This window comes from Salinibacterium sp. SWN1162 (genome assembly GCF_015864675.1).
GTDB lineage: Bacteria > Actinomycetota > Actinomycetes > Actinomycetales > Microbacteriaceae > Rhodoglobus.
Genome location: NZ_JADYWT010000001.1, coordinates 73,729 through 97,826, shown reverse-complemented (window position 1 = coordinate 97,826; position 24,098 = coordinate 73,729). Strand labels below are relative to the sequence as shown.

General features: G+C 62.9%; 22 protein-coding genes. 7 read left to right on the top strand and 15 right to left on the bottom strand.

Going from position 1 to position 24,098, the window contains the following annotated elements; translation table 11 throughout:
- Positions 1-6: 6 nt before the first annotated feature.
- Together cydB and I6E58_RS00460 are read right to left on the bottom strand one after the other, a co-directional pair.
- A complete protein-coding gene (gene cydB, locus I6E58_RS00465; protein WP_197129199.1) occupies positions 7-1,068 on the bottom strand; it encodes a cytochrome d ubiquinol oxidase subunit II in 1,062 nt (353 codons plus the stop codon).
- 18 nt (positions 1,069-1,086) lie between these two features.
- Entirely contained in the window at positions 1,087-2,676 is a 1,590-nt protein-coding gene (locus tag I6E58_RS00460) for a cytochrome ubiquinol oxidase subunit I (RefSeq protein WP_197129196.1), read from the bottom strand.
- Between the two features lie 113 nt (positions 2,677-2,789).
- On the opposite strand from I6E58_RS00460, the gene I6E58_RS00455 reads away from it, so the two are divergent.
- The 4 genes from I6E58_RS00455 to I6E58_RS00440 all read left to right on the top strand — a co-directional run bounded on the left by I6E58_RS00455 (position 2,790) and on the right by I6E58_RS00440 (position 5,249).
- Complete coding sequence (locus I6E58_RS00455) at positions 2,790-3,152, top strand: BlaI/MecI/CopY family transcriptional regulator (RefSeq protein ID WP_197129194.1); 363 nt, start codon at positions 2,790-2,792, stop codon at positions 3,150-3,152.
- A 2-nt stretch (positions 3,153-3,154) separates the two neighbouring features.
- Entirely contained in the window at positions 3,155-3,991 is an 837-nt protein-coding gene (locus I6E58_RS00450) for a M56 family metallopeptidase (RefSeq protein WP_197129191.1), read from the top strand.
- A gap of 141 nt (positions 3,992-4,132) precedes the next feature.
- Positions 4,133-4,390 carry a hypothetical protein gene (locus I6E58_RS00445; RefSeq protein WP_197129188.1) on the top strand — a complete coding sequence of 86 codons (258 nt, stop codon included), beginning with the start codon at positions 4,133-4,135 and terminating at the stop codon, positions 4,388-4,390.
- Positions 4,391-4,400: 10 nt separating this feature from the next.
- A complete protein-coding gene (locus tag I6E58_RS00440) occupies positions 4,401-5,249 on the top strand; it encodes an endo alpha-1,4 polygalactosaminidase (RefSeq protein ID WP_197129185.1) in 849 nt (282 codons plus the stop codon).
- Between the two features lie 67 nt (positions 5,250-5,316).
- Here the strand turns inward: I6E58_RS00440 and I6E58_RS00435 are convergent, their stop codons facing one another.
- The 3 genes from I6E58_RS00435 to I6E58_RS00425 all read right to left on the bottom strand — a co-directional run bounded on the left by I6E58_RS00435 (position 5,317) and on the right by I6E58_RS00425 (position 8,730).
- Entirely contained in the window at positions 5,317-6,543 is a 1,227-nt protein-coding gene (locus I6E58_RS00435) for an MFS transporter (RefSeq protein WP_307841910.1), read from the bottom strand.
- 112 nt (positions 6,544-6,655) lie between these two features.
- On the bottom strand, positions 6,656-8,077 hold the full coding sequence (locus I6E58_RS00430; RefSeq protein ID WP_197129182.1) for an alpha-hydroxy acid oxidase: 1,422 nt from the start codon (positions 8,075-8,077) through the stop codon (positions 6,656-6,658).
- An 8-nt stretch (positions 8,078-8,085) separates the two neighbouring features.
- Positions 8,086-8,730 (bottom strand): GntR family transcriptional regulator, encoded by a 645-nt coding sequence (locus tag I6E58_RS00425; protein WP_197129179.1) that lies wholly within the window; start codon positions 8,728-8,730, stop codon positions 8,086-8,088.
- A gap of 118 nt (positions 8,731-8,848) precedes the next feature.
- On the opposite strand from I6E58_RS00425, the gene I6E58_RS00420 reads away from it, so the two are divergent.
- Complete coding sequence (locus tag I6E58_RS00420) at positions 8,849-9,841, top strand: Gfo/Idh/MocA family protein (RefSeq protein ID WP_197129176.1); 993 nt, start codon at positions 8,849-8,851, stop codon at positions 9,839-9,841.
- Positions 9,842-9,926: 85 nt separating this feature from the next.
- On the opposite strand, the gene I6E58_RS00415 is transcribed toward I6E58_RS00420, so the two are convergent.
- From I6E58_RS00415 to rhaI, 3 genes are all read right to left on the bottom strand, one after another.
- Positions 9,927-11,324, bottom strand: coding sequence for a rhamnulokinase family protein (locus tag I6E58_RS00415; RefSeq protein ID WP_197129173.1), 1,398 nt, complete (start codon positions 11,322-11,324; stop codon positions 9,927-9,929).
- A 78-nt stretch (positions 11,325-11,402) separates the two neighbouring features.
- Positions 11,403-13,439: a bifunctional aldolase/short-chain dehydrogenase gene (locus tag I6E58_RS00410; protein ID WP_197129170.1), complete on the bottom strand. Its 2,037-nt coding sequence runs from the start codon at positions 13,437-13,439 to the stop codon at positions 11,403-11,405.
- Between the two features lie 53 nt (positions 13,440-13,492).
- Positions 13,493-14,659, bottom strand: a complete 1,167-nt coding sequence (gene rhaI / locus I6E58_RS00405; RefSeq protein ID WP_129072810.1) for an L-rhamnose isomerase — start codon at positions 14,657-14,659, stop codon at positions 13,493-13,495.
- A 208-nt stretch (positions 14,660-14,867) separates the two neighbouring features.
- Between rhaI and I6E58_RS00400 the strand changes: the two genes are divergently transcribed.
- A complete protein-coding gene (locus tag I6E58_RS00400) occupies positions 14,868-15,890 on the top strand; it encodes a LacI family DNA-binding transcriptional regulator (RefSeq protein WP_197129167.1) in 1,023 nt (340 codons plus the stop codon).
- Between the two features lie 59 nt (positions 15,891-15,949).
- Here the strand turns inward: I6E58_RS00400 and I6E58_RS00395 are convergent, their stop codons facing one another.
- The 4 genes from I6E58_RS00395 to I6E58_RS00380 all read right to left on the bottom strand — a co-directional run bounded on the left by I6E58_RS00395 (position 15,950) and on the right by I6E58_RS00380 (position 19,616).
- The gene (locus I6E58_RS00395) at positions 15,950-17,158 is read right to left on the bottom strand and encodes a cytochrome P450 (RefSeq protein ID WP_197129164.1); all 1,209 of its coding nucleotides are present in this window, start codon (positions 17,156-17,158) and stop codon (positions 15,950-15,952) included.
- The gene (locus I6E58_RS00390; protein WP_197129161.1) at positions 17,155-18,387 is read right to left on the bottom strand and encodes an NAD(P)/FAD-dependent oxidoreductase; all 1,233 of its coding nucleotides are present in this window, start codon (positions 18,385-18,387) and stop codon (positions 17,155-17,157) included. The genes I6E58_RS00395 and I6E58_RS00390 overlap by 4 nt, the downstream gene beginning before the upstream one ends.
- Before the next feature lie 3 nt (positions 18,388-18,390).
- Positions 18,391-18,582 (bottom strand): ferredoxin, encoded by a 192-nt coding sequence (locus I6E58_RS00385; protein WP_129072814.1) that lies wholly within the window; start codon positions 18,580-18,582, stop codon positions 18,391-18,393.
- 65 nt (positions 18,583-18,647) lie between these two features.
- Positions 18,648-19,616 carry a hypothetical protein gene (locus I6E58_RS00380; RefSeq protein ID WP_197129157.1) on the bottom strand — a complete coding sequence of 323 codons (969 nt, stop codon included), beginning with the start codon at positions 19,614-19,616 and terminating at the stop codon, positions 18,648-18,650.
- Positions 19,617-19,759: 143 nt separating this feature from the next.
- Here I6E58_RS00380 and I6E58_RS00375 point away from each other — a divergent pair, with 143 nt between their 5' ends.
- Positions 19,760-20,599: an AraC family transcriptional regulator gene (locus I6E58_RS00375; protein ID WP_197129154.1), complete on the top strand. Its 840-nt coding sequence runs from the start codon at positions 19,760-19,762 to the stop codon at positions 20,597-20,599.
- Between the two features lie 93 nt (positions 20,600-20,692).
- Here the strand turns inward: I6E58_RS00375 and I6E58_RS00370 are convergent, their stop codons facing one another.
- The 3 genes from I6E58_RS00370 to I6E58_RS00360 form a co-directional block, all read right to left on the bottom strand.
- Complete coding sequence (locus I6E58_RS00370) at positions 20,693-21,523, bottom strand: carbohydrate ABC transporter permease (protein WP_197129151.1); 831 nt, start codon at positions 21,521-21,523, stop codon at positions 20,693-20,695.
- Positions 21,520-22,455 (bottom strand): carbohydrate ABC transporter permease, encoded by a 936-nt coding sequence (locus tag I6E58_RS00365; RefSeq protein ID WP_197129148.1) that lies wholly within the window; start codon positions 22,453-22,455, stop codon positions 21,520-21,522. The genes I6E58_RS00370 and I6E58_RS00365 overlap by 4 nt, the downstream gene beginning before the upstream one ends.
- Before the next feature lie 93 nt (positions 22,456-22,548).
- Complete coding sequence (locus I6E58_RS00360) at positions 22,549-23,859, bottom strand: ABC transporter substrate-binding protein (RefSeq protein ID WP_197129144.1); 1,311 nt, start codon at positions 23,857-23,859, stop codon at positions 22,549-22,551.
- Positions 23,860-24,098: the final 239 nt, after the last annotated feature.

The following is a 24,098-nucleotide window of genomic DNA, read 5'->3' as shown; positions in this document are numbered from 1 at the left end:
CGTGCCCTAGCTAGCTGAAGACGAGGAGGTGCTAGCTGACGAAGCGGGGGCAACCGCGGGCTTCACGATGTGAGCCTCGGGGAGGTGGTGTTCGCTCAGACGGTTGCGGAACACCCAGTACGTCCAGCCCTGGTAGATGAAGACCAGCGGCAGTCCAAAGGCAGTCACGACACTCATCACGCCGAGGGTATATTCGCCACTCGCCGCGTTGGAGATCGTCAGGTTGAAGGCGGGGTCAATCGTCGACGGCAGCACTACGGGGTAGACCGCGGCGAAGATGGATGACGCTCCCGCGACCAAGAACGCTGCGATGCCCACAAAGGCCCAGCCTTCACGCCCGGCTCGCGCACTGATCCAACCGAAGACGACCGCGATCACCGCGACAACAACGAGCGCCCACGTGATGGGGGTGCCGTTCTGGAACTGAATGATGAGAACCCAGGCCACGATCGGCAACAGAGCAACGGGGCTCCAGCGCACGACGAAGTTGCGGGCCCGAACGCGCACGTCGCCGTCGGTCTTGAGGCCGAGGAAGACGGAGGCATGCACGAGTGCGAAGCCGACAACGGCAAGGCCACCGAGCACGGCATACGGAGTGAACCAGGCGAAGGCACCGCCGACGCGGTCACCGTTCTCGTTGATTGGCAGGCCCGTGGTGGTCAGCGCGAGCGCCGCACCGATCCCGAAAGCGGAACCGAGCGAGCCGAGGCCGAGAGCGCGATCCCACCACATGCGCCACTTGTCGGTCGAGCCCTTGCCGCGGTATTCAATAGCAACGGCGCGGAAGATCAGGCTCACGAGCACAATCGTCAGCGGGATGTAGAGCGCCGAGAAGAGCGATGCATACCAAAACGGGAATGCAGCGAACGTGGCGGCTCCGGCCGTGATCAGCCAGACCTCGTTACCGTCCCAGACCGGGCCGATGGCATTGAGCATGAGGCGACGTTCGCGGTCTTTGCGGGTGCTGAACAGCAGCAGCATCCCGACGCCGAGGTCGAAGCCTTCAAGAAGGAGGTAGCCGATCCACAAAGCGGCGATCGCGATAAACCAGAGTGTAGGAAGATCCATGAGTAGCTGCCCTTCTGCTTAGTAGGCGAACGCGAGAACGTCGTCGCGCTTGTCTGGTTTGTTGGGATCGTCAGGGTCGCTGCCGTCGTCTTCTGGATGCCCGAGCTCAGGCATTGCCGAGGCAACGCCACCGCGTACGTACTTGACCAGCAGCTTGATCTCGAAGACCATCAGGAAGGCATAGACGAGAGCAAGCGCGGCGAGCGAGAAGATGATCTCTTCGCCGCTGACACCGGGGGAGACGGCGGCGGCGGTGAACATGTAGACACCGTCAATGCCACCGGGCGTCGGGTTGGGCACGACCACGAAAGGTTGGCGGCCCATCTCGGTGAAGACCCAGCCGGCGATGTTGGCGCCGAAGGGGGCTGCGATGCTGAGCAGCGCTGTTCCCATGAGGAACTTCGACTGCGGCACGGTGCCCTTGCGAACGATCCAGAGCGTAAGGGCTGCAAACCCTGCCGCGAGCATCCCGAAGCCGATCATCAGGCGGAAGCCCCAGTAGGTGACCTCCATAAGCGGCAGGTAGTCGATCTCCTGGCCGGCACGCTCGCCGTACAGCGGGTCATCGGGGAGGTTGGTGCCGTACAACTCTTGGTACTGCGGGATGAGGGTGTTCACACCCTGAATTTCGGTATCGAAGTCGCCGTGCGCGAGAAACGAAAGCAAGCCGGGAATTTCGATGATGCCGACGACATCTTCACAGTTTTGGCCTCCGAGGGGGCCAATCGAGAGCACTGAGAAGCTCGTGCCGTCGTGGCACGCAGCTTCAGCGGCTGCCATCTTCAGGGGCTGCTGTTCGAACATGAGCTTGGCCTGCAGGTCACCGGTGATGGAGAGCGCACCGAACCCGAGGATCGCGATGACGGCACCAATGCGGATGCTCTTGATCCAGACGCTGTGGTCCTTGCGGTCGCGGCCGGGGATGCTGAGGTTTTCGCCGACGACGACACGACCGGTGGCATCCACCGTGTCGATACCGTCGCGACGGCGCTGCCAGAGCTGGTACCAGGAGATGCCGACGACGAAGCCAGCACCGACGGCGATAGCGCCGGTGACCGTGTGAGAGAAAGCGGAGAGGGCGGTGTTGTTGGTGAGCACGGCCCAAATGTCGGTCATGACGGGGCGGCCATCGATGAGTTCAACACCAACCGGGTGCTGCATCCACGAGTTCGCCACGATGATGAAGAAGGCGGAAACGATCGAACCGGCAACAGCGATCCACAGGGTTGCGAGGTGAAGTTTCTTGGGGAGGCGGCTCCAGCCGAAGATCCAGAGGCCAAGGAAGACAGACTCGAAGAAGAAAGCGAGCAGGCCCTCCATCGCGAGCGGTGCGCCGAAGACGTCACCAACGTAACGGGAATACTCGCTCCACGCCATGCCGAACTGGAACTCTTGAACGAGGCCCGTGGCCACACCCATGATGAAGTTGATGAGGTACAACTTGCCCCAGAACTTGGTCATGCGCAGCCACTTTTCGTCACCGGTGCGCACCCACTGGGTTTGCATGAGCGCAACGATAGGGCCGAGACCCAACGTGAGCGGAACCATGATGAAGTGGTAAACGGTGGTAATTCCGAATTGCCATCTGGCGATCTCTAGGGGGTCCACTCCTGGCCTCTCTCTGGCGAACTGTCGCGCTAGTTCTACATCCCGTAGAACCTCTATGTATACATTTCTACACCCTCGTAGAAACTATTTCTACTTAGGGTAGAATTGCTTGCATGAACTCCCTTGGTGAACTCGAACGCAGCGTCATGGACCTGCTGTGGGCGAGCGCTGAAGGCCTCTCGGCTTACGATGTGCAGGCCGAGCTTGCCGGTCCAGACGGTACTGGGCGCGAGCTCGCAGCGACGACCATCCTGACCGTGCTCTCGCGGCTCGAAAAGAAGAACTTTGTCGTGCGGGAACGTGACCTGCGGCCGCACCGTTATCGTGCAGCCTCCGGTCGTGAATCTCACATGGCCGACCTCATGCACGAGGTGCTGGGCGGGGCGAACGACCGTACCGCTGTGCTCGAACGGTTTGTGGGCCAGGTCTCCAACGAAGAAGCCGAGACCCTCCGCCGCATTCTCGCCGGACGCTAAGAGTGGTCGCCGCCGCGATCACTCTCGGAGTCATTGCCATTCTCTTGGCGTGGCCCGTGCCGGCGATCCTGCCCGGCGCGCGGTGGGCCTACCGTCGCCCGACTCTCGGATTACTGGTGTGGCAACTCGTGGCCCTCATCGGTGGCTTCAGCATGATTGGTTCTCTCGTGCTGCTCGGGGCGGCGACATTCGCCACCGACCTTCCGGATGCCGCAACCGGCATGTGGCGCTTCGTCACCCACAATGAACTCCCCGAGGGCTCCTCGGTGTGGTCGTTGCTCGCTCTCTCAGGAGCGCTCTTTCTCGCCGCGCACCTGCTGCTCAACCTGCTCGTCACTGTCGTCTACGCCGAACGCGAGCGCGCCCGCCACTCGCAGTTGATCACGCTCCTCAGCGAACCGATGACTGACCGCCCCGGCACGCGCGTGATCAACACTCCGGCCCCCGTCGCCTACTGCCTGCCCGGCGCGCTCACCTCAATCACCGTGCTGAGCGCCGGCCTGCTGCAGCTGCTCGATGAAGAAGAGCTGCAGGCCGTGATCGAACACGAACGTGCGCACGTGCGGTTACGCCACGACATCGTGTTGATCTTCTTCACCGCGTGGAAGCTGTCACTGCCCTGGCTTCCCACCGCCCGAAATGCCTCGCGAGAAGTGGCCCTTCTTCTTGAAATGCACGCGGACGACAACGCCCTCGCCCGCGTCACGCGCGGCAGCCTCGCCCGCGCCATCACCGTTGTCTCCGAAGGCGGAGCTCTTCCCCAGCGCAGCGAACTCTCCGCCGCCCTGCCGGAATCGACGCCCAAGGAACTGCGCGCTCGGCTTCTTCGGCTCGCTTAGCCTCTCCGCTCGAGTCCGCCTTAATGACGACTAGAAAGACCCCCGTTTGGGGTCTAGCGTTCAAGTAGAGAGAAAGTTTCAGACTTTTTCTCACGCTACACAGTCGCACTAACCAGCAGAACTGAAAGCAAGGGGGCAGTCATGAACAGAAAAATAATCGGGTGGGTGGTCGTTCTTCTCGCGAGCCTCACCGCCGCTGCGGGCGCTTCCGTCTGGCTGATCGTGGCCGGCGCTGGGCTTGAGCTGGCTGCGGGCATCCCTCCACTCCCGACCCTGTCGTTGGCTATTTCGGCTCTGCTGGCAATCGTTTCGAGCATTGCGCTCATCCGGGCAGAGCTGCCTCCTCACCGCTCTCATATGCGTGCGACCTACATCTCGCATCGCACCGGAGCAGCCTAAACTCAACGGCATGACAGTGCGCGCGCCGCGATCCCCGTTGCCTACGCTCGCTGTCTGCGTGCTGTTCGCCATGCTGGCCGGATGCTCGACTGCAGCACCACTGCCAGCCGCGTCGAGCGCCACTCCCACCGCTACCGCCTCACCGAGTGTCTTCGCCGCGGGCGCCGTCGCGGACTACCAACTCGGCGGAGCGTACGAGCCCGACGCTGCCGTCTCGGTCGTCGTGCGTGACGCGAGCGAGGAGCCTCTCGCCGGCGCGTACTCCATCTGCTATCTCAACGGGTTCCAGTCGCAACCGGGGGAGTCGTGGCCAAGCGAGCTGCTGCTGCGCGATGCTGCAGGCGACCCGGTCATTGACGCGAACTGGCCAGACGAGACGCTGCTCGACATCCGTACCGCCGGCAATCGCGATGCTATCGCCGCACGCTTCGCGCCACTGATTGAGGGCTGCGTGAGCGCGGGGTTCGCGGCCGTGGAGTTCGATAACCTCGACAGCTACGCGCGCTCCGCCGGGGTTCTTGAGCGGGAGCAGGCGGTGGCCATGGCGATGCTGTTCGTGCAGCTCGGCCACAGTAGCGGACTCGCGGTAGCCCAGAAGAACTCGGCGGAGTTGCTCGGGGAGGCGGCATCCGCCATCGGCTTTGACTTCGCGATCGTCGAGGAGTGCGACCAGTACTCAGAGTGCGGCGACTTCACCGACTTCTACGGAGAGGCCGTCATTGACATCGAGTACACCGATGAGCTGCGTCGCCCGTTCAGCGAGGTGTGTGCGGATGCCGCGACACCGCGCATCACGATGCTGCGGGATCGCGATCTCACGCCGCCCGGCTCAGCGGAGTACGTGTTCGAGCACTGCTGACCGCAGTCTCGCGAAGCCAGCCCGGTTGCTGCGGCGAGCCAATTCGGCCCGCATTCTCGCCGGGTGGCTAGTCGGAGACCTTCGGGCCGCGTAGGAACGCGAGCGGCAGGGTGAGCAACGCGATGGCGGCGGCAGCCAAGACGGCGGGCGGGAACGAGAACGCGGTGGCGAGGGTTCCAATGAGAACTGAGCCGAGCGCGGTACCGAGGTCGAAACCGATGTTCCAGGCGGCGCTGGCGGTGCCGTACTGCTTGCGCTTCACCGCCGCGAGAGAGATCACCAGCGTGAGGTTTTGCAGGCCACCGTAGGCGATACCGAGAAGCGTCATGCCGACGAGGAACAGCAGGATGCCGGTCGCATTGGGGTCTCGAACGGCGGCGGCGATCGCCAACAGGCCGACCACCGAGATCACGACCAAGGGCCAGAGGAACCGTTCGGCGCCGAAGCGGTCAGAAATCCCGCCAATCGACCAGCGCGTGATGGCCGCGCTCAGGGTGAGGAGCGCGAGCGCTCCCGCCGTCGCTGCGGGCGACGAACTCATTTGCGGAGCGAAGGTGAGCAGGGCACCACCGGCGAGGGTGACGCCGCTGAGCAGAATCATGGGGCGCAGAAGGCTGATCGCCAGAGAGCGGCGCTCAGACTTTCCACCATCAACGGAGACGACCGGCGTCGCGTCGGTGGGTGGCAAAAGGTCGCGAGCGGCGGACTGCTCGCGAAGCACTCGAGCGAGACGCGGAGCGGAACTAATGCCCAGTAGGGGAAGGGCTCCGATCACGAAAACCGCCCAGAACCCGACGGTGTCGGCGAGGAACGATGCGGTCGGTACGAGAATGATCTGCGGAACAGCAATCGCTGCGCCGTAGATTCCGACGGCGGCACCGTGCTGGGCGCGATCGACGAGGTTCGCCACGACCGTGGAACCCGTGACAGTGAGGATGCCGAAGCCGATTCCGCGAACGGCGGAGATGGTGAGAATCCACGCCAGTTGATCCGAGATGATGAGCAAGAGCGCGGGAGCGCCGAGGAGGGCCAGCCCCACCGCCAGCACGCGGCCGGTGCCGAAACGATCGAGAAGGCGCGGTACGAAAGGCTGTGTCATGACCGTCACGATCAGCAGAAGACCATTGACCAGCCCGGAACCTGCTTCCGTCGCGCCACCCTGAACGGCCCACAACGGCACGACGGGAATCAGGGCGACAAAGCCTCCGAAGCCAGCGGCCGTGAGCACCAGCAGTGCTGGCATTCCGGGTGCTCGCCAGACGGGAGGAGGGACATCGACAGAGTTCTGAGTCACGATGCTTAACCCTATGCCCCGCCGGGCTTCAACCGACCTCAGTCAGAAGCTGAAACCCGGCGGGGGAGAGAACTCGCGCGGCAGCCCACCACAGCCCGCGGCACGAGTGGCCTTACTTCTTCGTCGCAACCTTCTTTGTGGCTGGCTTCTTCGCTGCGGTCTTGGCGGCAGCAGGCTTCGCTGCGGCCGTCTTTTTCGGCGCAGCCTTGGCAGGCGCAGCCTTCGCCGTGGCCGGAGCCGAGGCCGCAGCCTTGCGCGGCGCAGCACGCTTGGCGGGAACCGCAGCGGCGGCGCTCGGCGCGACGGCACGGGGTGCCAGTCGCTGCAGCTGAGTGACGTGCTTGGGCTCGAGCTCTTCGATGCTCGTGACTTCGAGCAGCTTCATGGTGCGCACGATCTGGTCGGAGAGGATCTCGATGGTGCGGTCGACGCCCTGGCGGCCTCCGGCCATGAGGCCGTAGAGGTAGGCGCGGCCGATGAGCGTGAACTTGGCGCCGAGCGCCATCGAGGCCACGACATCCGCACCGTTCATGATGCCGGTGTCGACCATCACTTCAACGTCGTTGCCGACTTCGCGAGCGACCTCGGGCAGCAGGTGGAACGGGATGGGCGCGCGGTCGAGCTGGCGGCCACCGTGGTTCGAGAGCAGGATGCCGTCAACGCCGAGCGCGGCAAGGCGCTTCGAGTCTTCGAGGTTCTGCACTCCCTTGATGACGATCTTGCCCGGCCACATGGCGCGGATGATCTCGAGGTCTTCGTAGTTGATCGACGGGTCCATGGCGGAGTCGAGCAGTTCGCCCACGGTGCCACCGGTGGTTGCGAGCGACGCGAATTCGAGCGGGGGAGTCGTGAGGAAGTCGAACCACCACCACGGGCGGGGGATCGCGTTGAGGATCGTGCCGGCTGTCAGCTGCGGCGGAATCGAGAAGCCGTTGCGCTTATCCCGCAGCCGGGCACCCGCGACCGGGGTATCCACGGTGAACATGAGGGTGTCGTACCCGGCGGCGGCCGCGCGCTCGACAAGGCCGTATGAGATCTCGCGCTCGCGCATCAAGTACAGCTGGAACCAGTTGCGACCGTTGGGGTTCTCGGCCTTCACATCTTCAATGGATGTCGTGCCGAGCGTCGAGAGCGTAAACGGAATGCCGGCTGCCGCTGCTGCGCCCGCGCCGGCAATCTCGCCCTCGGTCTGCATGAGGCGAGTGAATCCCGTGGGGGCGATTCCGAAGGGCATGGCGGAGGTGCCACCGAGAATCTGCGTGGTGGTGGAAACGTTCGAGGCATCGCGCAGGATCGACGGGTGAAACTCGATGTCTTCGAAGGCCTGGCGCGCCCGGCTGAGCGAGATTTCGCCTTCGGCCGAGCCATCCGTGTAGTCGTAGGCGGCTTTGGGGGTGCGACGCTTCGCGATGTCTTTGAGGTCGTAGATCGTGAGCGCACCGTCGAGGCGGCGCTTTTTACCGTTGAGCTCGGGGGCCTTGAACTTCATGAGCTTCGCAAGCTCTATGGGGTTCGGAAATTGACGCTTAACCATGAGGTGCCTTAGCTGTCGGTGTCGAGGTCGGTGTCGAGGTGGGTGAGGAGGCGATCGCGCGCCCCCAAAATGTGGTCGCGGGTGAGGCGCTCTGCGGTGGAGGCATCCCCGGCGGTGATGGCATCGAGGATGCCCTGGTGTTGCTCGGCCACCTCGTGAGCGGTAATGAGCTGGGCGGACTGAACCTGCCCGATGCACAGCTCGACTTCACCCATGAGCAGCTCGTGCAGGCGGGTGAGGCGAGAGCTGGGCTGGCCGGCGACAAGCGCGCGGTGGAACTGGATGTCGTGGTGCGCGAAATCGTCGGTGGCGGTGAGCGCACGGTGGGCTGCCAGCGCCTCCGCCGGAATCGCGCCGGCTTCGGCTAGCGCTGCCATCGCGGCCGTCTCAACGACAGTACGAGTATCGAAGAGGTCAAGCACGTCGTCGTAGCTGAGTTCGGGCACGCGCGCGGCGCGGTGCGCTTCGCGGCGCAGAATGCCGTCGGCAACCAGGCGATCGATCGCGAGGCGCGCGGTGGGGCGGGCGACGCCGAACCGGAGGGCGACGGCCGACTCGGTGATCGCTGCGCCGGGGGCATCGCGCTGGGCAATGATGTCGGCGCGAAGTTTTTGGGCAACGGTTTCGGGAAGCACGGCGGCGTTCTCGATCATGGTTGCTCCTTCTACGCTGACGGGGATTGTCAGACAATCTAACAGAATGTAAGACAAAGTGAAATAGCCTCCTGCTACATTGGCGACGTATGTTTTCGTGCGCAACAAAGGAGATGGCATGACGAAGCAAGTGGCATGGGGAATTCTGGGCACCGGATGGATCGCTACCCTTCAAACCAGTGACCTGAACGAGCACGGCCACAAGGTCGTCGCGGTCGGATCACGCACTCAAGAATCGGCCGACAAGTTTGCTGCCGAGTACGGCATCCCGACCGCTCACGGCAGCTACGAAGACCTCGTTGCTGACCCCAACGTCGACGCCATCTATGTCGCGACGCCGCACCCCTTCCACGAAGAGCACGCCCTGCTCGCGCTCAACGCCGGCAAGCACGTGCTCGTCGAAAAGGTCTTCACGATGAACGCGGCTCAGGCCGAGAACGTCGTGGCGCGAGCATCCGAACAGGGCCTCGTTGTTCTCGAAGCCATGTGGACCCGCTACCTGCCGCACATGGTGCGCATCCGTGAGCTCATCGCCGAGGGCGCGCTCGGAACGATTCGCAGCGTGATTGCGGACCACAACCAGAACCTGCCCAGCGATCCGCTGCACCGCATCAACAACCCGCTCTTGGGAGGTGGCGCGCTGCTCGACCTCGGCATTTACCCCGTGTCGTTCGCGTACGACATTCTGGGCGCACCATCCAGCCTCGTGGCCGTGGCCACCAAGACCGGTACGGATGTCGACCGCCAGACCTCGATGATCTTCAGCTACGGCACCGAAGCTCAGGCAGTGCTGCAGACCACCCTCGACCTGCGCGGCCCCACGCGCGCCGTCATTGTGGGCACCGAAGGCCGCATCGAAATCGATGAGACCTTCTACGCCCCTACGACCTTCACGCGCTTCGACGGCGAGGGCAACCTCGTCGAAGAGTTCGACGGCAGCACCACGGGTCGCGGCATGCAATTCCAAGCCGCCGAACTCGAGCGCCTCGTCGCCGCCGGTGAACTGACCAACGACATCCTTTCGCCGACCGAAAGCATCGAGATCATGCACACCCTCGACGAAATCCGTCGCCAGATCGGGCTCACGTACCCGATGCTCGACGAAGGCTAAGGCGAGCTGACGCCCGTTAAATGACGAAGCGCCGACTACCGAATTGATCGGTGGTCGGCGCTACGTCGTTAAGCGAAATTGGATGCTACTGCGACCGCGGCAAGTAACGCTTCGGCGAGAACGCGGCAGCCACCAGGCTGCGCAACGCCTCCAGCGAACCTTCGACGAACCCCTGGGCGCGCGCCTGAACGAGCACGTTGCCAATGGCCGTGGCCTCCACGGGGCCGGCGAGCACCGGCATTCCGCTGCGGTCCGCGATCAGCTGGCAGAGCACCTCGTTCTGCGAGCCACCGCCGACGATATGGATAACCGACACCGACTTTCCGGAGAGATCTGAGGCCGTGTGTACGGCATCCACGAAAGCAACGCTGAGGCTCTCGATGATGCTGCGCACAAACTCCACGCGCGACTGCGGAACAGCCACATCGTGCTCGGTGCACCAGGCGGCAATGCGCGCGGGCATGCCATCGGGGGCGAGGAAGCGCGGGTCGTTCGCGTCGAAGATTGGCACCGTTGTCGTGAGAGCGGATGCCGCCGCCAACAACTCAAGAAGGTCGACGCTGGCGTCTTCCTTCTGCCAGTCGCGCACGCACTCGCTCAGCAGCCACAGGCCCATGACGTTGTGCAGGTAGCGCACGCGTCCGTCGACGCCGCCCTCGTTGGTGAAGTTCGCGGCTCGGCTAGCTTCGGTGAGCACGGGGGAGTTCAGCTCAACGCCCACGAGCCCCCACGTTCCGCACGAGATATACGCGAAGTCGTCGTTCGTTGCCGGGACCGCGACGACAGCGGATGCCGTGTCGTGCGATCCGACAGCGACCACGTCGGCACGGATGCCGAGCTCGTCGCGCACTGGCCCCAGCGTCGTGCCCGGAGTAACCAACTCAGGGAAGAGGCTGCGGGAGAACCCGAGCTTCTCGATGAGCGCGTCATCCCACTGTCCGGTCGCCAGATTCAGCAGCCCGGTCGTCGAGGCGTTGGTCTGTTCAGCGACCTGACGGCCCGTCAACCAGTAGTTGATCAGGTCAGGCACGAGCAAGAAGCCATCGGCGTCAGCCAGGTTCTGCTCGGCCGCGAACTGGTAGAGCGTATTAAAGGGAAGGAACTGCAGACCGTTCGAGCCGTAGAGCTCAGCGTGGTCGGCAATCGCGTGCACGCGCTCCACGCCGGCCGCCGTGCGGTCATCGCGGTAATGGAACGGGGGAGCAATCATCTGCCCGCCCGCCATCAACGCATAGTCGACCGCCCACGAGTCCACACCGATGCTCGACAGCTGCGGTTCTTCGCGAACAGCAGCGGCCAGACCGGCGAGCACACTCGCGTAGAGCGCATCAATGTCCCAGTGCAAACCGTCTTCGCGGCGCACCGGACCATTGGGAAAGCGCGCTACCGGGCGAACGCTGAGCTCGTTGTGACCCACGAGGCCGAGCATGACTCTGCCACTGGTCGCACCGAGATCAACCGCAGCGACAGCTCTAGGAAACATACGAGTACCGCCTTAGTCGCAGGCTCCCTCGGAGCTGGCGGCGCGCAATCGCTGGCGCGATTGCCATAGCTTCAGCGCTCATCGGAGGAAGGCTGCCGCAACACCAGCATCAACGGGGATGTGGAGACCGGTGGTGTGGCTGAGGTCGGGGCCCGTGAGTACCGATACAGCGTTGGCGACGTTCTCGGGCAGAACCTCACGCTTGAGGATCGTGCGCTGAGCGTAGAACTTTCCGAGGTCTTCTTCTTCAACGCCATAGGTCTTGGCGCGGTTGGCGCCCCACCCTGCAGCGAAGATTCCGGAGCCGCGCACAACGCCGTCGGGGTTGATGCCGTTGACCTTCACGCCGTGCTCGCCGAGCTCGACTGCCAGCAGTCGCACCTGGTGAGCTTGGTCGGCCTTCGTGGCCGAGTACGCAATGTTGTTCGGGCCAGCAAAGACCGAGTTCTTCGACGAGATGTAGATGACGTCGCCGCCCATGGCCTGGTCGATGAGCACTGGCGCGGTGGCCTTCGAGACGAGGAACGACCCCTTGGCCATGATGTCGTGTTGGAAGTCCCAGTCCTTCTCGGTGGTCTCCAGCAGAGGCTTCGAGAGCGAAACTCCGGCATTGTTCACGACGATGTCGATGCCACCAAAAGCGAGCACGGCATCCTGCACCATGCGCTCGATGGCGGCGGCATCGGTCACGTTGACCTTGAGGCCGATCGCGACGTCAGTGTTTCCGATCTCGGCAGCAGCGGCCTGAGCCTTCTCGAGGTCGAGGTCAGCAATGACGACGCAGGCGCCATCCGCAGCGAGGCGGGTAGCGATGGCCTTGCCAATACCGGATGCTGCGCCGGTCACGAGGGCAACGCGGGTAGCGTGCGACTCGGGCTTCGGCATCCGCTGCAACTTGGCCTCTTCGAGCGCCCAGTACTCGATGTTGAACTTCTCAGCATCGCTGATGGGGGCGTAGGTGGAGAGTGCTTCGGCGCCGCGCATCACGTTGATGGCGTTCACGTAGAACTCGCCGGCAACCCGGGCCGTCTGCTTGTTCGCTCCGTAGCTGAACATTCCGACGCCGGGCACGAGAACGATGAGCGGGTCAGCGCCGCGGATCTCGGGGGAGTCAGCGGTGGCGTGCTTGTCGTAGTACGCGGTGTAGTCCTTGCGGTACTCCTCATGGAGTTCCTTGAGGCGCTCGATGCTCTTCTCGATCGAGGCGTTAGCCGGAAGATCGAGCAGCAGCGGCTTGACCTTGGTGCGCAAGAAGTGGTCGGGGCAGCTCGTGCCGAGGGCGGCGAGCTTAGGGGCATTGGCGGAGGCGAGGAAGTCGAGAACGACATCGGCGTCAGTAAAGCTGCCGACCATCGGGCGGTCGTGGCTGGCGATGCCGCGGATCGTGGCGGCAAGGGCGGCGGCCTTGGCGCGGCGCTCGTTTTCGGGCAGCGCAGCGTTGGCGGCTACTGCCTCGCCGAACGGGGCATCCTTACCCTCGGCGGCAATGAAGTCTTCGGCGGTCTTAATGATCCAGAGGCTGTTGGCTTCTGCTTCGTCGCTCGTGTCGCCCCACGCGGTGATGCCGTGGCCGCCGAGGATGCAGCCGATTGCTTGGGGGTTTGCCTCCTTGATGGCGGCAATGTCGAGGCCGAGCTGGAAGCCGGGGCGACGCCACGGCACCCAGACAACCTTGTCGCCAAAGGCCTTCGCCGTGAGTTCTTCGCCGTGCTTCGCGGTCGCGATGGCGATACCGGAGTCGGGGTGCAAGTGGTCAACGTGGGCGGCATCGACAAGGCCGTGCATGGCGGTGTCGATGGAGGGCGCCGCGCCACCCTTGCCGTGCAGCGTGAAGTCGAACGCGGCAACCATTTCATCTTCGCGGTCAATGCCCGGGTACACATTCGTCATCGAGCGCAGTCGGTCGAGGCGCAGCACGGCGAGGCCGGCTTCCTTCAGGGTGCCGAGGTCTCCCCCGGATCCCTTGACCCACATGAGCTCGATCGGCTCTCCGGTAACGGGATCCGTTTCGGTGCCCTTTGCCGACGTGTTGCCGCCGGCGTAGTTGGTAACGCGCGGGTCAGAACCGAGGCGGTTCGACCGTGCGATGAGCTCAGCGGCAGTGGGGTTCGTCATGAGAGATTCCTAAGAGGTCAGTGAAGTGAGAGGGCTGAGGAAGACCGCGAGGGCTAGGCTCCCCACCCAGCCTGAACGCCACCCACGCGTTCTTCAGCGATCTTCTGCTGGTAACCAGATGCCGCATAGGCGGCCATCGGGTCGGCCGGCAGGCCGCGCGACTCGCGCCACGCAGCGAGGTCAGCGCGCACGTCGGTGTAGAAGGCATCCATCAGAATTCCGTTGGCGCCGAGAACATCGCCGGCATCCTGGGCCGCGGTAAGCGCTGCCGAGTCGACGAGAAGCGCACGCGCCGTCATCTCCTGCACGTTGAGCACCGAGCGCATTTGACCGGGAATCTTGTCTTCGACGTTGTGGCACTGGTCGAGCATGAAGGCCACACCGCTGTCGGCGCCGTAACCGCCACCACGAACAACTTCGTAAATGATGCGGAACAACTGGAACGGGTCGGCGGCACCCACAATGAGGTCGTCATCGGCGTAGAAGCGTGAGTTGAAGTCGAACGAGCCGAGCTTGCCGACTCGCAGCAGCTGCATGACGATGAACTCGATGTTGGTACCGGGGGCATGGTGACCGGTGTCGAGGCACACGAGGGCACGCTCGCCGAGGGCAGTGACCTGCGCGAAGCTTGTTCCCCAGTCGGGAACATCCATGTGGTAAAACGAGGGCTCGAAGAACTTATATTCGAGCACCAGACGCTGCTCGTCGCTGAGGCGGGCGTAGATCTGCTCGAGCGAATCGGCGAGGCGATCTTGACGACCGCGGATGTCGGCCTGGCCGGGGTAGTTCGAGCCATCAGCGACCCAGATCTTGAGGTCACGTGAGCCAGTCTGATTCATCACATCGATGCACTCGAAGTGGTGATCGATGGCCTTTTGGCGAATTGTGGGGTCGACGTTGGTGAGCGAGCCGAACTTGTAGTCGTCTTCTTGGAAGGTGTTGGAGTTCACTGTTCCGAGGTCGACACCGTGGTCCTGGGCGAAGCTGCGGAGGGCGCTGTAGTCCTCAACCTTGTCCCACGGGATGTGCAGAGCCACGGTCGGCGACAGTGCCGTGTACTTGTTGACCTGGGCGGCATCCGCGATCTTCTCTTCGGGGGTGCGGGGAGTGCCGGGGGTACCGAAAACCTTGAACCGGGTTCCCGCGTTGCCGAAGGCCCACGAGGGGAGTTCGATGGCCTGCTCTTCGAGGCGGGATGCGATTGAACTGAAGCTGGTCACTGCTGGGTCCTTTGTTCTGCGGAGTGCCGCGTCTCGCCCTCCGATGCGGAGAACGAGACGCCTCACTCATCAACTCGTCATTGAATCGTTTTAAGTCGTTCCCACGAGAATACGTTCTTTTGCCTCATTCCGTCAAGAACTGGCGAATCGTGGCACAATTGAACGATTCAATAAAATGGGGCGATTTCGCCCTCAGGAATGGGATTCAATGAGTACCGTTAGCGTCAAAGATGTCGCTCAGCACGCAGGCGTTTCCGTCGGAACGGTCTCGAACGTCATGAACCATCCGGCCAAGGTCGCGCCGGCCACCGTCAAGAAGGTGCAGCGGGCCATCGAGGCCCTCGGGTTCGTTCGCAACGACGCCGCCCGCCAACTGCGCGATGGCCACAGCAAAACGGTAGGCCTCGTCGTCCTCGACGTGCGCAACCCCTTTTTCACGGATGTCGCTCGCGGTGCCGAAACCCGCGCTGGCAAAGAGGGTCTTTCGATCATCTTGGGCAACAGCGACGAAGACCCCGCGCGCGAGCTCGCCTATCTCGACCTCTTTGAACAGCAACGTTCCCACGGCGTCCTGATCTCGCCGATCGGTGAGATCACGCCACGGTTGACGGTGCTGCGTGATCGCGGCATTCCTGCCGTTCTTGTCGACCGGGCAAGCCCCGACCGCAGCTTCAGCTCGGTCACAGTGGATGACGTGGCAGGCGGCCGAATGGCCGTGGAACATTTGATCGCCGAAGGGCGCACTCGCATCGTTTTCGTGGGTGGCCCGCTCTCGATCCACCAAGTTGCCGACCGTCTCGAAGGCGCTCGCCTGGCCGTGCGCGAACATGATGGTGTCACCCTTGAGGTGATTGACCTTGAGTCGCTCAGCGTCATCGCTGGTCGCAAAGCGGGCGCGAGTATCGCCGCGCGTACCGAACGGCCCGACGCGGTTTTCGCCGCCAATGACTTGGTAGCCATGGGCGTTTTGCAAGCGCTCATGCTGCAGGGGTCGGATGTGCGGGTTCCCGAAGACATCGCCCTTATCGGCTACGACGACATCGACTTTGCCTCGGCTGCGGTGGTCCCGCTGTCGTCAATCCGTCAGCCAGCAGGAATGATCGGGCACACCGCGCTAGAGATTTTGCTTGAAGAAGTCGAAGCGCCCGACATGGCCGCGCGTCACGTTGTCTTCCAGCCGGAGCTGGTCGTACGCCGCTCCACCTCAGCAAGCGCTATCGAATCGATGTAGCGGCGCTCCAGAAAGCCGCGACCCGTGCGGGCCGCGGCGCGGGATGATCGGGGCGAACGCTACCAGGTGACGTTAACCGGTGGCGCTTCGTAGGTGGGCAGGTATGACGCGAGCGGGTACGGCGACTCGAACTCGGCATCGATCAGCGTGAGGTCGGGCACGCGCGTCAAGAGCTGTGTGAGTGCTTCGGTAATTTGCACGCGCGCGAACTGCTGCCCGACACAACCGTGCGGGCCATGGCTGAAGCCGAGGTGGCCGGCAGAGTCGCGCGTGATGTCGAAGGTCGAAGGGTCGTCGAACCGCTCCGGGTCACGGTTAGCGCCCACCGGAGAAACCGTCACGGATTGCCCCTTCGGGATCGTCACGCCCTGAATTTCCATGTCCTCAAGCGCCGTCCGGCTGAAGACCGTGAGGAACATCGTGTTGTAGCGAACGAGCTCTTCAATTGCGCCCGGCAGAAGTTCGGGTTCGCGCTTGAGCAGTTCCCACTGTTCCGGGTGCTTCAGGAGTGTCAAGACCGACATGGAGATCATGTAGGCCACCGAGTCGCGACCGGAGACGGACAGCACCCACGCGAGTCCTTCCACTTCGGCTGCCGTGAGGTCAGAGGCGATGAGGTCGCTGAAGACGTTGTCGCCGGGGGAGAGGCGGACGAGTTCGAGAAGTTCGCGGATGACATCGAACTTGCGCTGCGTCGTGGTCGGCTTAGCGAAGGTGTCGCCGAAGAGTTGCACGTGGCTGTCGGGGACGCCGAGAACGAGGCAGTGGCTCCGCACCGAGATGGGGGTGGCGAGGTCGGTGGTCACGTTGCCGGGGTTGGGGCCGGCCAAGAAGGCGTCGAGCGTTTCGGTGACGAAACCGCGCACCGCTTCACGACGTCCGCGGGCGGCCTTCACCGAGAAGCGAGCGGTGACCGAACGACGGATGCGACGGTGCTGGTCCCCATCGAGAGAGAGGATGTCGGCGACGGCCAGGGCATCCTTCGCTCGCTGATCAACGTCGTGGACTTCGCCCTCCGGCGGTCCCAGAAGAAAGCGGCGAGGGTTCTGCGTAAAGCGCGGATCTTCGAGCACTGCCTGCGCCATCCCGAACTGGGTGACGAGCAGGCCTTCGTGGTCATCGGCAAAACGAATCGGCGTGGCCGGGCCGTTCTCGCGGAATTCGGCGAGAGCCGGGGTGGGAACGTGCGGGTTGCCGTCGAGCGGAAGTGCCGAGGAGCGCCCGGTGAAGGGGCACACTCCGGCGGCGGCAGCGGGGGTGGTTGTCATGACTGTCCTCCTGGAGGGGCGGTCGAAGGTGTGGTGGTTGTCGCTGGGGCGGGAGTGCCCGAGAGGGTGGCATCGACGGCTGGCCTGGCCTGCCGAAAGTCGCGGGACATGTTGCTGGCGACGACTCCGTGGGGGAGCCCATCGAGCATGCTGAGGGCTACGAAGTCTCCGCTTTCACGGTCGCCGTGCGTCGTGACGAGTTCGGCCTCTGCGGGGAATCGCCCGTAGGCCTGAAAACGGACGCCGTAGAGCTCGCTCCAAAAGAAGGGAACCGGGGGTTCAGCTTTCTCGCCCGTAGCGATGTGGCGTGCAACGGCTTGACCGTGTTGGAGCGCTGTCAGCTGGTGCTCGTCAGGGAGCCAGCGGCCGGTGCGAGAGTCGTGCCAGGCGGCGACGTCGCCGACGGCATAGATGTTTTCCGCGCACTGTCCGTGCGAGTCACAGTTCAGTGCTGGGGAGGTGGTGAGGCCGCTCGATTCGAGCCACTCCACATTCGGGATGGCGCCAACAGCGGCGACAACGGTGTCGGCATCGAGCTGCTCACCCGAGGTTAGAGTCACGTGGGCCGTCGTGCCGTCGTGCGCGATCGAGGCGACGCCCTCAGCTAAACGCAACTCAACATCATTCTGCGCGTGAAGTTGTTCGAGACGTTGTGTCAACAGATCGCGAACCGAACCCAACGTCAGGGCCCCGGAGCGGCCGACGAGTGTCACGGCGCATCCCTTCTTGCGAGCCGCCGCGGCGATTTCTGACCCGAGAACTCCGGAGCCAATGACAACGACGGAGCGGGAGTTTTCGAGGCGTTCGCGAAGCAGCATCGAGTCTTCGCGAGTGCGCAGCGTGAGCGCTACGTGGTCTGGGTCGACGCTGGCCGGTAGTTGGCGAGCCCGGGCGCCGGTGGCGATCACAAGCGTGCCGTAAGAGATGTCGCCGCGGTTCGTGGAGACACTGCGCTCGGCCGTATTCAGCGCGTGAGCGGTCACGTCAGTGTGGAGGTCGATGCTGGCACGCTCCGCTGCACCGTCAGCGAAGATATCTGCCTTCTCCGATTCCCATTCCCCGAGCAACACGTGCTTCGAGAGCGGAGGGCGATTGTAGGGTGCTGAGGTCTCGTTGCCGAGCACGGTGATCGAGCCCGTAAAGCCTTCGTGGCGCAACGACTCTGCTGTGGCGCATCCGGCGGTCGAGGCGCCGATGATCAGCACATCAGAGTGCGACTTCAGTTCCACGATTTACTCGTGAATGGTGATCGCGCGTGCGGGGCACAGCGCGGCGGAGCGTCGAGCGGCGGCATAGCGAGATTCGTCAGGCTCAGCGTTGAGCAGCAACACGATTCCGTCATCGTCCTGGTCGAAAAGGTCTTCTGCCGTGAGAACGCACTGGCCGGCACCGACGCAAGCAGCGGCATCAATTTCGATTTTCATGGGAACTCCTGTGTTCTGGTTCGTACTGAGGTGCAGTGAGGGTGCTGTGGTTAAGGGTGCTGTGGTTAGGGGGTGCCGACGATGTCGTGCCCGAGCAAGATAGTGCGCCCGCCGATGATCCACTCGGTCAGCACAACGCCGTCTTTGGTCGTGGCGATGCCGTGCGGGCTGTTGATCTGACCGGGGACGACTGCCGGGCGCAGCAGGTTGTCGCTGTCGCCTTCGTTCGGCCAGGCGCCAACGCGCTCACGAGGGGAGCGGTTCAGTAGGTCGGTCACGGTGTCGTCGGATGCCACAGCGATCAGTCCGCCGAACAGCTCGGTGACAATAAGACGGTTGTCATACACGGTGATTGAGCTCGGGCTCGTGATGAGGGGGCTGCGCAGCTCGCGAACGTACGCGCCGGTGAGGTCGAACCAAACCAAGCGTTCATTCGAGCGGTCGGCGACGACCACGAGGGTCTCGTCGCCGCGATCGTCGAGCGCGATACCGTGCGGGCAATCGAAGGCTTGGCCAGAGGCTGAGCCATCGATCGTCAGGGTGATGCGACCGTCTTCGAGGCGGTGCACCAGCGAGTGACCGTAGCCATCCGCCACCCAGAGCACGGAACCGGCCGGATCGGTGATGCCGCGTTCGACGGCGAGGGCGGTGGGTCGCCAGCCGACGACGTGCGCTGTCGTGCGGTCGTCGGGGCCGACATCCGTCAGTTCCCTCGAGTCGACGTCAAAGAGGAAGAGCCCGCCGCCGTCAGCCTCGACGCCGATGTCGGCGAGCCAGACTGCGGAGCTAGAAGCACCGGGGTCGGTGGCCATGCCGTGGTAGATGCCAGCGCCACAGGGGAGGGTGGTCACGGAGCCGTCGGGCGCGATCACGCTGACGTGTGCGCTGCCCGGAGTCGACACGACAATGCGGCCGTCTGCCAGCACGGCGACGCCGGAATGCGACCACTCGGCGATCTGCGTGAGTTCAGGAGCAATTTCTCGCCAGCCGTTGCTCGACGCATCGGTGGTGCTGGTCGTGTGCAATACCGACATCGTTGTCTACCCTTCAGGGCTGAATCCAGCCAAGTTCAATACTTCGATTTGATCGCACATCGCGCACAACTGTTAGCAACCGCTGGTCACGGACTAGCATTTTTCGCGCTTAGTTGTGGGCGCGATGCTTTAGAGTTGCACGCATGGACCGCTACGCACTCACGGGAGTTCTCGGCGCCGATTCCCGCCGAATCGGGGCAGAATCGGTTGATGTGCCCGAGACGATCGAGCCACATGCTCACGATTTCGTCGAAATCGCCCTCGTCGTGAGCGGTCACGGCACGCACATCTCGCGCACGGGAACGGATGATGCCGTTGCGGGTTCGGTGTTCCTTGTGCGACCGGGAAGCTGGCATTCGTTCGAGCCCATCACCACCATGACGGTGGTGAATGTGTACTTCGACGAGCGAGTACTTTTCGAGCACTTGCCGTGGCTCTTTACCGATGCCACCTCGTCGCGGCGCCTACTCTCGGCAGGCACGTCAAGTTGGACCGCACCGGCCGATGTCTTCGGCGATGCCGTGGCCTGGGCGACATCGCTCGAGCAACGCCCGCAGGCGCCCTTCATGATCAGCGTGGGCCTGTTGACCTGCATCATGGCGGTGCTCACCGACTTCGGGGATCCGGATCGGGTGGAGCAGGTGGCGGCCTCGTCGAGTGACCTGGTGTGGAGTGTCGTGGCACAGATCGTCGCTGATCCAGCCCACGAGTGGTCGGTGCCTGCCGTGGCCGCGGCGGCGAATCTCTCGCCCTCCCACTTCACGCGAATCTTTCGGCGTGAGCTGGGAACGTCTCCCGCACGCTTCATCGCGCAGGTGCGGCTCGAGCGCGCGGCTCTGCTGCTCGTGTCGACCGATCTGGCGGTTGCGCGCGTGGGGGAGCAGGCCGGGATCGACGACGCGAACTACTTTGCCCGCATCTTTCGCAGTGCCTACGGCATCAGCCCCAAGGAGTACCGGGCGGGCATCCACCTTCTCGACTGATCGACGTCAGTGCAGATTAACCACGTCAGTGCAGCTTAACGACGTACGGGTGCTGCCCCGAAGGACAGCACCCGTACGTGGTGGTTATGCAACCTAGCCCTTGACAGCGCCACTCGTCATGCCGGCCACGATCTGCCTCTGGAAGAAGATATACATAATCAGGGGTGGGATCGTGATGAGAAGAATGTTCGTAAACAGCAGGTTCCACTGAGTGTTGAACTGGCTCTGGAAGTTGTAGAGCGTCAGCTGCACGGTGGCGTTTTCGTCACCGGGCAAGAAGTACAACGGGTTCTGGAAGTCGTTGAAGACGAAGACTGCCTGCACCACGATCACCGTGACGATGACGCTCCGCAGCAGGGGGAACGCAACCTGGAAGAAGAGCCGGATGGGGCCTGCTCCGTCGATCGTCGCCGCTTCGTCGAGTTCACGAGGAATGGCTGCAATGAAGGCGCGGAACATCAGCACGGAGAACGACAGTCCGAAGGTTACTTCAATGAGCACGAGCCCGGGCAGTGTTCCGAAGAGTTCAAGACCCTGCAACACCCAAATGGTCGGCACGACGGCCGGCGGGATGATGAGCCCAGCGAGAACCATGAGGTTGATCGCGGGGTTCCAGCGTGACTGGCGTCGCTGGAGTACCCAGCCCACCATGGCGGAAAACAGCACCATGAGCGTGACGCTTGCCACTGTCAGCACGGTGGAGTTGATGAACGCCGTGATGAGCATAAAGTCGCGAGTTTGGATAACCTCCACGATGTTCTCGAAGAGAGCGAACTGCTCGGGCCACGAAAACTCTAGGGCTGCAGACTCTTGGCGGGTCTTCGACGCCGTCATCAGGATGAAGGTGAACGGCACCAGGAACACGACGATCGACGCGACAATCGCGAGGGTTCCGGTCAGGATGGAGCGGGTGCGACGTTTCATTGGTCTGCCTCCTTACGGTTGAGGAACCAGAAGATAGGCACAATGATCGCGGTGACGACAACGAAGAGCACCACGTTTCCGGCGCTCGAGAGGCCGTAGAACCCCGCTTGGTACTGCTTGAAGATCACCGAGGCGATCACGTCGCTGGTGAAGCCGGGGCCACCCTTCGTCATCGCCCAAATGAGGTCGAACGATCGCAGCCCACCGATGAGGGAGAGGATGACGACGGTCACCATGGCGGGGCGAACTAGCGGCAGTGTGATGTGCCAGAAATTCTGGAAGGGGCTCGCGCCATCTGTGGTGGCCGCTTCGAAGTATTCATCCGGGATAGCGACGATTCCGGCGATGAAGATCAGAGTCGCGAGTCCGACGCCGCGCCAGACTTCAACGAACGCGACGGAGAGCAGGGCGTAGCTGGGGTCGGTGAGCCAGCCTGGGCCGTCGACGCCGATTCCGGCAAGGGCTGTGTTGATGAGTCCGTCGAAGGGATCCATGAGCACACGGAAGGTGATGCCGACGCCGACAACGGAGACCAGTACGGGGAAGAAGACGACTGAGCGAAGGAAGGTGCGACCCATGATCTGGCTGGAAAGCAACACAGCCAGTAGCAGGCCGAAGACGACTTTCAGCCCCGAGGTGATGAACCCGAAGATGAAGGTGTTGACGAACCCTTGAACGAGCATGGGCTCACGGAAGAATTGAACGAAGTTGTCAAAGCCGATGAACTCGATGTCGAAAAGTGACCAGCGAGTAAGGCTGAAGTAAAAGCTAGCGATCGTGGGAACCACAAACAGCGTGAAGAAGAGCACGGCCGCCGGGATGTAGAACCACATCGGGTACTGGCTCTTCTGGCGACTTTTGCGGGGTTTTTCGGGAAGGCGCCCCGGTCGTTTCGACTGGCGCGCGAGCCGCCGCTCGGTGGTTATGGCCATGATGTCTCCGTTGACTGTGATGGATGAATGCGGGGGCCGACTCGAAGTCGAGTCGACCCCCGCGATTGTTTCAGCGTATTGCCGAAGTGCTGGTTACCAGCCTTCGAGTCCGAGCTGCTGTGCTTGCTTGGTGACGTCCTGGTCGTAGAGCGCTGCACCCTCGGTGGCGGAGCGGATGCCCGAACCTACTTCAACAGTGATCTGCGGCAGCGACGGTCCCTTGACGGGAGAGAGGAACTCGAGAGCTGCTGCGGTTCCGCCTTCGGTCTCGAAGTAGGGGAGCAGGTCGGCGGTGGCGTTCGGAACGTCATCGGGAAGCACGCAACCTTCGATGAAGTACGGTCCGGTTGCTCCGACGGCGTCAGACTGCACGTCGCAGGCCTCTACCGTTGCGATGAATGCCATGAAGCTCTTGACTTCGTCGGGGTGCTCGGTGTCGGCGGGAGCGTAAATGCCGTTTGCGAGCCACGTGGTGAGACCGTTTGACGGGCCGTCTCCGGGCTGGGCGAAGAAGCCGATGTCGTCGGCCTGGTCGGGGTAGAGCTCAACGATGGTCGAGACGGCGAAGCTCAGCATGGGGTAGTGAGCACCCTCACCCTGAGCAAGCATGCGCAGTCCGTCATCGAGGGTCGACGAGGCGAAGTCCTCGTTGAGGTAGCCGGCTTCGTATACCTCTTGGAGACGCTCGAAGCCACGGATGGCAACGTCGTCGTCGGCGTAGTTCACCTTGTTGGCGGTGTAATCGTCTGCCCAGTTGGGCTCTTCTGCGAGAACGTTGTAGAAGTCGCCGAGTACGAAGAGCTGTGAGGTCCACGCGTCGGTGTAGGTCTGGATGACGGCGTCGTAGCCGGCGTTCGAGATCGCTTCGTTGTTGTCCATGAAGTCATCCCAGGTGAGGGGGACTTCGAGTCCGAGTTCTGCGTAGATGGCCTCGTTGTAGAGAATTCCGCCACCCATGCCGGTTCCAGCCGGAACAGCGTAGACACCGTTCGGCGTGCTGACGCCGTCGATGAACGTTGAGGTGACGGTGTCCATGAACGGTTCGTCTGCGATGTTGAGCAGGGTCTGGTCGGGGTTCAGCGCCTGCATGAGCGAGCCCGAGTTGTACCAGAACAGGTCCGTCATTTCGCCAGTGGCAAGTCGCGTCTTGATGAGGTTGTCGCCCTCTTCGCCGCCGGGGCGGGTCTGAACGTCGATCTCGATGTCGGGGTTCTGAGCGGTGAATGCTTCGGCGAGTGCCTCTACCGTTGCAATGTTGGCGTCAGTGTTGTCGACGAGCAGCGAAAGTTCAACTTTGCCGTCTGCCGATGCGCCGCCGGTTGAACAGCCGGCGATCGTGAGTGAAATTGCTGCTCCAGTCACGAGTGCCGCCATGAGTTTGCGTCGCTTGGTAAGTGCGTTCATCTGCTTTACCTCCTTGTAAAGTCGGAATGTTTCTTGGTGGTACATAATTGAATCGGTTCAACGTCCTGAAAGAATACGGGCGAATCCCGAGGCTGTCAATCGGAGTCGATAAATATGAGAATCTATGAGCTTCCGCGGCCCCGATAATCCTTCCCCGCGTGACAAAAAACCCGTAATAAACGTATTTTAATTGAAACGTTTTATGTAGGCTGGAACTCACAACGACGTAAACGAAAGGG

Bases quoted from the DNA above. Each gene is read 5' to 3' on its own strand.
- I6E58_RS00415 (WP_197129173.1), bottom strand. From the start codon at position 11,324: ATGTTTCCTAGAGCTGTCGCTGCGGTTGATCTCGGTGCGACCAGTGGC.
- I6E58_RS00365 (WP_197129148.1), bottom strand. From the start codon at position 22,455: ATGGCCATAACCACCGAGCGGCGGCTCGCGCGCCAGTCGAAACGACCG.
- I6E58_RS00385 (WP_129072814.1), bottom strand. From the start codon at position 18,582: ATGAAAATCGAAATTGATGCCGCTGCTTGCGTCGGTGCCGGCCAGTGC.
- I6E58_RS00430 (WP_197129182.1), bottom strand. From the start codon at position 8,077: ATGGTTAAGCGTCAATTTCCGAACCCCATAGAGCTTGCGAAGCTCATG.
- cydB (WP_197129199.1), bottom strand. From the start codon at position 1,068: ATGGATCTTCCTACACTCTGGTTTATCGCGATCGCCGCTTTGTGGATC.
- I6E58_RS00420 (WP_197129176.1), top strand. From the start codon at position 8,849: ATGACGAAGCAAGTGGCATGGGGAATTCTGGGCACCGGATGGATCGCT.
- I6E58_RS00445 (WP_197129188.1), top strand. From the start codon at position 4,133: ATGAACAGAAAAATAATCGGGTGGGTGGTCGTTCTTCTCGCGAGCCTC.
- I6E58_RS00410 (WP_197129170.1), bottom strand. From the start codon at position 13,439: ATGACGAACCCCACTGCCGCTGAGCTCATCGCACGGTCGAACCGCCTC.
- I6E58_RS00370 (WP_197129151.1), bottom strand. From the start codon at position 21,523: ATGAAACGTCGCACCCGCTCCATCCTGACCGGAACCCTCGCGATTGTC.
- I6E58_RS00380 (WP_197129157.1), bottom strand. From the start codon at position 19,616: ATGTCGGTATTGCACACGACCAGCACCACCGATGCGTCGAGCAACGGC.
- I6E58_RS00375 (WP_197129154.1), top strand. From the start codon at position 19,760: ATGGACCGCTACGCACTCACGGGAGTTCTCGGCGCCGATTCCCGCCGA.
- I6E58_RS00455 (WP_197129194.1), top strand. From the start codon at position 2,790: ATGAACTCCCTTGGTGAACTCGAACGCAGCGTCATGGACCTGCTGTGG.
- I6E58_RS00400 (WP_197129167.1), top strand. From the start codon at position 14,868: ATGAGTACCGTTAGCGTCAAAGATGTCGCTCAGCACGCAGGCGTTTCC.
- I6E58_RS00440 (WP_197129185.1), top strand. From the start codon at position 4,401: ATGACAGTGCGCGCGCCGCGATCCCCGTTGCCTACGCTCGCTGTCTGC.
- I6E58_RS00360 (WP_197129144.1), bottom strand. From the start codon at position 23,859: ATGAACGCACTTACCAAGCGACGCAAACTCATGGCGGCACTCGTGACT.
- I6E58_RS00395 (WP_197129164.1), bottom strand. From the start codon at position 17,158: ATGACAACCACCCCCGCTGCCGCCGCCGGAGTGTGCCCCTTCACCGGG.
- I6E58_RS00425 (WP_197129179.1), bottom strand. From the start codon at position 8,730: ATGATCGAGAACGCCGCCGTGCTTCCCGAAACCGTTGCCCAAAAACTT.